This is a genomic window from Sulfuricurvum sp. (assembly GCF_022759005.1).
Lineage (GTDB): Bacteria > Campylobacterota > Campylobacteria > Campylobacterales > Sulfurimonadaceae > Sulfuricurvum.
This window is the reverse complement of the sequence record NZ_JAEMQA010000068.1, coordinates 1-6,121: the sequence shown is the minus strand read 5'-3', so window position 1 is coordinate 6,121 and position 6,121 is coordinate 1. Positions and strand designations below refer to the sequence as shown.

The window sequence follows — 6,121 nt, the reverse complement described above, 5'->3', positions numbered from 1 at the left end:
TGTTCACCGCACCGATTCAACGCTTCGATGTCGGTGAGATCAACTCCCTCAAAAAAGGATCGGATGGGGGTCTCAAAATCATTATGGGAAATAAAGAGACGGTATCCCTCGGCGGTTACAGCAAACCCATCAGGGACTTTTACCCCAAGCGGTTTAAGAGAACCTATCATCTCTCCCAAAGAGGCATTTTTCCCTCCAACCAATGCAATATCATTGATTCCTAATGAATCCAGAGTGCGAACATACTTCATAGTCATCCACCTTTAGGGCTTAGTAACTGTAGAATACCATATAATACGTTTATCTTTTATCGGAAAACCTATGCACACTATTCTTCTAACAACTTTAAATGCCCGCTACGCCCATACCGCATTGGGATTGCGCTATCTTTACGCCAACCTGCACGAGTTACAATCCGAGGCAAAAATCATCGAATTTACGATGAATGAACAGATACAGAGTATCGCCGAAGATTTACTCAAACACTCACCGCGCATCATCGGGATCAGTGTATACATCTGGAATGCGGCACAATGCTCAGAACTGATCCAAACCCTCAAAAAAGTCTCACCCGAGACTATCATCGTCCTCGGAGGTCCTGAAGCGGGACATCTACCCCATCGCGTCGATCTATCCAAAGCCGATTACATCATCAGCGGTGAAGGGGAAGTGGCGTTTTATGAGTTATGTAAGGAGATATTAAATCCCGTCATGTCTGTATTTTCTCACGTCATTCCCGCGAAGGCGGGAATCCAGCTGGATCCCCGGGTCAAGCCCGAGGATGACGACAAACCCATATTCATCAAAGCCCCCCTCCCCGATCTCAAATCGATCCGTCTCCCCTACAGTGCCTACTGCGACGAAGACGTGGCACATCGCTACATCTACGTCGAAGCCTCACGTGGCTGTCCGTTCGAGTGCGAGTTCTGTCTCTCCTCCATCGATGAAAAAGTACGTAATTTTCCACTGGACGAACTTTTAGAAGAGTTTGAAATTCTCTGGAAGCGAGGAGCTCGAAGCTTCAAGTTTATCGACCGTACCTTCAATCTCAATATGACATTTGCTAACCGTATATTGGACTTTTTTCTCTCCAAAGAGCCACCCTATTTCGCCCATTTCGAGGTAATTCCCGACCATTTTCCCGAAGTGCTCAAAGAGAAGATCAAACGCTTTCCTACGGGATCGCTGCAGTTGGAGATCGGTATCCAAACACTCGATCCGATGATTGCTAAAGGGATCAACCGACCGCTAAAGCTCGAAAAAATCGTTGAGAATCTCCGCTTTTTGGAAAACGAGACGCACGCACATATGCACCTCGATCTCATCGTCGGACTACCGGGAGAGAGTATCGAGGGATTTGGTCGCAATCTCGATATGCTTGTCTCCCTCACCCACAGCGAGATACAGATCGGAATCCTCAAAAATCTCTCTGGAACCACCCTCTCGAGGCACGATCAAGTTCACGGAATGATCTACAGCGACACCCCTCCCTATGATATTTTGAAAAACAATCTGCTCAGCTTCGAGCAAATCCAAAAAATGAAACGCTTTGCACGCTTTTGGGATATATTTTATAACAGCGGAAGCTTCACAAAAACCGTTCCGTTGATCTGGGCTGAGGGGAGCGTATTTGATGGATTCTACGCCTTTAGTGAGTGGATCTATACCCAAACCCTCTCGACATGGAAAATTTCACTGGAGCGTCAAATCGCACTGATTCATGCCTATTTGATTCAATACCATAACAAAGAGTGTGTTGAAGCGGCTTTAACCCTCGATTTGGCATCCCGACCGGAGAAAACGATCCCTTTTTTCCTCCGTCAATCAACCCAAGAGAAAAAAGAAAAAGAGGCCAAAGGGGTTACCCCAAAGCGGCAGGCAAAACGTATTTAGCATTTCTCTTAAACTCTTCATCTAATCCTCCTTTCTTACTCCTTTGGATACAAAAGTGGGTTATAACTTTATACCCACATCCAAAAAAGGATTCATATGAAAGCAATCATTTTAACCGGGTTGTTGTTGGCCAGCAGCGCATTCGCCGAATGTACCTACTACTCCGAAAACGCAAAAGTAACTTGGAAAGCATTCAAAACCTATGAAAAAATCGGTGTCGGCGGTTCGTTTGACCGTACAGTATTTTCACCAAAATCAGCAAAAACCGTCGAAGAATTTTTAAGCCAAAGCCGTATCACGATCGAAACTGCGAGTGTCAACTCGGGCAACGCGGGACGTGATGCAACGCTCGTTTCATCGTTTTTCAAAGTTCAAAATATTGATACAATTAGCGCAAAAATCATATCGGCAAAAGAGGCCAAAGCACAAGTCGAAATTACTATGAACGGAATTTCAAAAACGATACCGATGAGCTATGTCGTTCAAGAGGGGAAAATTGTAGGAAAAGGGGTAATCGATCTGAGTGATTTTAGTATGTTAAAATCGTTGCAATCGATCAATACAACCTGTTTCACTCTTCATGCCGGAAAAACGTGGCAAGACGTAGAAATTGCTTTTGAAATCCCAATTGCGAATAACTGCTACTAAGTATTTCTCTTTCGAGAAATACTGCTTACCAGTTACGGATGCGGATATGACACGAGGTGCATTGCTTAAGAAGCTGCGTATAATCTTCCAATGCATCGTCCATGCGTCCCGCTTCGATGGATGCTATCATATCATCCGAATAGAGTCTCAGCATACTTGCCGTTTTTTGGGCGAATTTATAGGCATAAACCTGATCTTTCGGAAGGATGAATTTAATCTCATTGCTCTCCAAAACTTTCAAGGTCCCTTGCAGTTTTTTCACGCCAGATTTCATATCCTCGGTTGAACTGTAGAGTCCCCCTTTTTGGATCTCTTCCATTGCATCAAGCATACTGCGCATATCTTTCATCAGCATCGTACGATGCACTTTCTCTTTAGGATCAATAACCGTTTTTTCTGCGGCTAAAAGCGAAGATGCTGCAAAAAGTGAAGAGAGAACCAATCCCATTAATACTTTGTTCATCTGTGACCCTTTAGTATTGGATTATTTCTTTGGAATATTCGGTGAGTTTAACCGTTTTTGCCGAAATGGAGACAAGCTGTTTTGCTTGTGCCGGCCCACCGTAAAACTCTTTAAGCTCCGGTTTAAACGCTTTGAAATAGTCTTGGAATTTATCCGATCCTAAAACACCCACCGCCCAGATCGTATCATCTTCAGCCACTTCCAAAACAACCGCTGCAAGAGGCTGAGTCGCCGCTCCGCCTAACACTTTGGCTCCGGCTGAAGCATCGTATGCCGAAAGATGAGAGGAACACACGATAATTCCGCTTTTTTCATACGCCATCGTCGGAGTCGCTTTTGGGACATATTTGATGAAACTGTCATTTGGAGTCGGATGGGTCAACTGATGGGCACAAATCGCACTGTACGCAACAATGGTTCGATTATTTCCCACTCCGCTTTTCCATACGTACTCTTCACCCGCTTCCGATTTCAACGTCACTTCCTGCTGTGTCGCTTCCGGAAGATTGATCAGCATACTCGGAGTTGAAGCAAACGGATAGTTGAAAATATACGTCACCTCTTTTTCGAGAGCCGAGGCTTTGATCGGAGCACCTGAGGCATCAACAATTTGCGCTTTTTCATACGCCGTATACAAACGTCCGTCATCCGCATAGAGCGTCCCACGGATTAATGAAGGGTTTACCGCTACAATCGTCGCCCCAGCCGCCATAACTTTCAGAAAATTTCTACGTTCCATTCTCAATAATCCCTCTCTCACCCTGCAGGGGCGATAGCTACCGATTTTTGCGCTTTATCATCATCCGAGTTTACAAAATCAACCACCAGTGTCCCCGGACCTGTCACTTTCAACGGAAATTGTAATACCGGATTTTGACTGGTAGCAACATCCAATTCAAAATGGGCAACAACGGTTCCGTTGTACGTAGCCGTGATCTCTTTCATGTAAAAACGGGGAAACGTTTTCCCCGATTCTTTGTCTTTGGTAAATCCAGTATCCATTTTATGGATAATAATGATTTTTGCTTTTACTACATCACCAACTTTATAGTTTTGATCTAAAATTTTTACTGTTCCGCGTAATTCCATCGTATTTCCTTATCAACCGCATCCGCCGAGAGCGACTCGAACGTTTTGGGATGCTTTAAAAATTTTCCCTTTATTGGTTTTCGCCAAAATCACAACGTCTTGGGTTTGTCCCATTTTGACATTCACGTACAGATACGCCATCCCGCTCGCAGGGGTCAAATCAAACGAAACCGCTTTATTGGCTTTGTTCTTTGTCGTTAGAACCGTGATATTACTGATGTAATTATCGGCACTCATCGGGTGGTTGATAGTGACTTCAACCGGCACAACCGCGCCGTTTTCAGGAGCTTCTGGGATATTCAGAGTCATAATTGAACTCCCGTCTTCCGCTTTTTTCCCCGATAAATAGTCATTCAGCAACTCGGCATAGGGCATCTCTACCGCCTCTTCCGTCGCGCTTAACCCATGACGGAATAAAACGGGATTCAGCAATCCGATCGTTGCAAGCGCAAACGTCCCTTTGATGAAACTGCGTCTCTTCATACTTTCCTCTCTTTCAAAAAATAATAATCGTCTATCTCTACAGCAAGACAGATTTAAACAATCTGGGATTGCTTGAAACTGCCTTGCACGGAAGGACCGCGCAAGAAAATAAGGCTTAGAAAAAGTCTCGATAAAGACCTTTACCCCATTCAACAAGACCTTTACCGCCGGCAATACCGTCAGCTCCGTCCCATTTTTCCATTGTTCCGGCATTCGCAAAACCGAATGATTTTTTGGTTTCATCATACGCGTATTCCGCATGAACAGAGATAGCGCGCATTTCAACCCCTTGAACGGCTGAATAACACACCGTAAGCGGCGAACTCCATGTTTTTTGACTGAGTTCTTCACCTGCAAGGTATTTAACGATGTTTTTAGCAACGATTTTACCTTCGGTATTTGCCGTATTTGCAGATTTAGAGAAGCCCATCGGACGAACATCACCCGTACAGAATACGTTTTTATCTCCGATAACTTGATACGTAAACGGATCAATATTTGCTTCACCTTTGTTGAATACGCTGTCTTTTGCAACACCGGCGATTTCAAGCAATTTATTACCGCGAACACGGCTATAAAGCGCTGCATCGTTAAAATCGATCTCTTCACCAAGTTCGGTAGTAATTCTTTGTTTTACCGGATCGATTTTCGTAATGGTTGTACTCGGCATATAGGTGATGTAATCTTTGTACAGCTTTTCAAACGCTGAATGGAAACCGTCGGCTTTGATGGTGATGTTCGGGTTTTCATCCAAAATGACCACCTTACCTTTGATTTTGTTGCGTTTCATGTAATCCGCGATCAAACAGCTGCGCTCATACGGTCCAGGCAAACAACGGTAGTTTCCGCCAGGAACGGTTTGAACGAACACTCCGCCTTCCATGTTTTCGATTTTCGATTTAAGGGTCAACGTTTCGCTACCGGCGATGAACGCGCCTGGGAATTTTGTTCTAAGCGCTGTTTCAAGCTCTACATCACCGTTGGTCCATTTTGAGTAATCGTAATCGATCCCCGGAGCCAACACTAAGACATCGTATTTGATTGTCCCTTCATTGGTATAGACAGTTTTTGACGTACGATCGATTTCGTGTGCAGTTGCTTGTAAAAATGTATAGTTACCGTTACGTGCACCTTCTAAAAAGTCGTGTGTGATAAAATCAAGCGGCAAAACGCCTGTCGCTACCAAGTTACTGATGAAACCGGACATAAATACGGATCGTTTATCCATCAAAACTACATCAACTTTTGGATTAGCCTTTTTGACGTATTTAGCAATCGTCAAACCAGACGGTCCTGCACCCACGATAACAACACGCGGTCCTTTTGCCGCAGGGATCGGAGCAGGTGAAAGCAAAATACCTTGCGCTGCCGCTTTTGCTCCCCCCTCGTTCCCTTTTGCATAACCACTTGCTGCTGCTGTTACTGCAGCCAACCCGGTAAATTTCATTGCATCTCTTCTTGATAGCGCCATCATTAACTCCTTCGTTAAGTATAAGATTTTTGTATCAGACGGCAGTCTAACCCTGCTTTCCTTAATGGTTTTTA

The 6,121-nt window shown here is 44.4% G+C and carries 8 protein-coding genes; 2 read left to right on the top strand and 6 right to left on the bottom strand.

What is annotated here, in order from left to right:
- A partial coding sequence (locus tag JHC35_RS04535) for a PEP/pyruvate-binding domain-containing protein (RefSeq protein ID WP_295042432.1) occupies nt 1-251 on the bottom strand: 251 nt, incomplete at its 3' end.
- Nucleotides 252-321: 70 nt separating this feature from the next.
- On the opposite strand from JHC35_RS04535, the gene JHC35_RS04530 reads away from it, so the two are divergent.
- Nucleotides 322-1,893, top strand: a complete 1,572-nt coding sequence (locus JHC35_RS04530; protein ID WP_295042430.1) for a B12-binding domain-containing radical SAM protein — start codon at nt 322-324, stop codon at nt 1,891-1,893.
- A gap of 96 nt (nt 1,894-1,989) precedes the next feature.
- Nucleotides 1,990-2,541: a YceI family protein gene (locus JHC35_RS04525; protein WP_295042427.1), complete on the top strand. Its 552-nt coding sequence runs from the start codon at nt 1,990-1,992 to the stop codon at nt 2,539-2,541.
- A gap of 25 nt (nt 2,542-2,566) precedes the next feature.
- Here the strand turns inward: JHC35_RS04525 and JHC35_RS04520 are convergent, their stop codons facing one another.
- The 5 genes from JHC35_RS04520 to JHC35_RS04500 form a co-directional block, all read right to left on the bottom strand.
- A complete protein-coding gene (locus tag JHC35_RS04520) occupies nt 2,567-3,004 on the bottom strand; it encodes a hypothetical protein (protein ID WP_295042425.1) in 438 nt (145 codons plus the stop codon).
- 10 nt (nt 3,005-3,014) lie between these two features.
- Entirely contained in the window at nt 3,015-3,743 is a 729-nt protein-coding gene (locus JHC35_RS04515; RefSeq protein ID WP_295042423.1) for a Rieske 2Fe-2S domain-containing protein, read from the bottom strand.
- A 17-nt stretch (nt 3,744-3,760) separates the two neighbouring features.
- On the bottom strand, nt 3,761-4,093 hold the full coding sequence (soxZ, locus tag JHC35_RS04510) for a thiosulfate oxidation carrier complex protein SoxZ (protein WP_295042421.1): 333 nt from the start codon (nt 4,091-4,093) through the stop codon (nt 3,761-3,763).
- A 12-nt stretch (nt 4,094-4,105) separates the two neighbouring features.
- Nucleotides 4,106-4,576 (bottom strand): thiosulfate oxidation carrier protein SoxY, encoded by a 471-nt coding sequence (locus tag JHC35_RS04505; RefSeq protein WP_295042419.1) that lies wholly within the window; start codon nt 4,574-4,576, stop codon nt 4,106-4,108.
- A 115-nt stretch (nt 4,577-4,691) separates the two neighbouring features.
- Entirely contained in the window at nt 4,692-6,047 is a 1,356-nt protein-coding gene (locus JHC35_RS04500) for an FAD/NAD(P)-binding oxidoreductase (protein ID WP_295042417.1), read from the bottom strand.
- Nucleotides 6,048-6,121 lie beyond the last annotated feature (74 nt).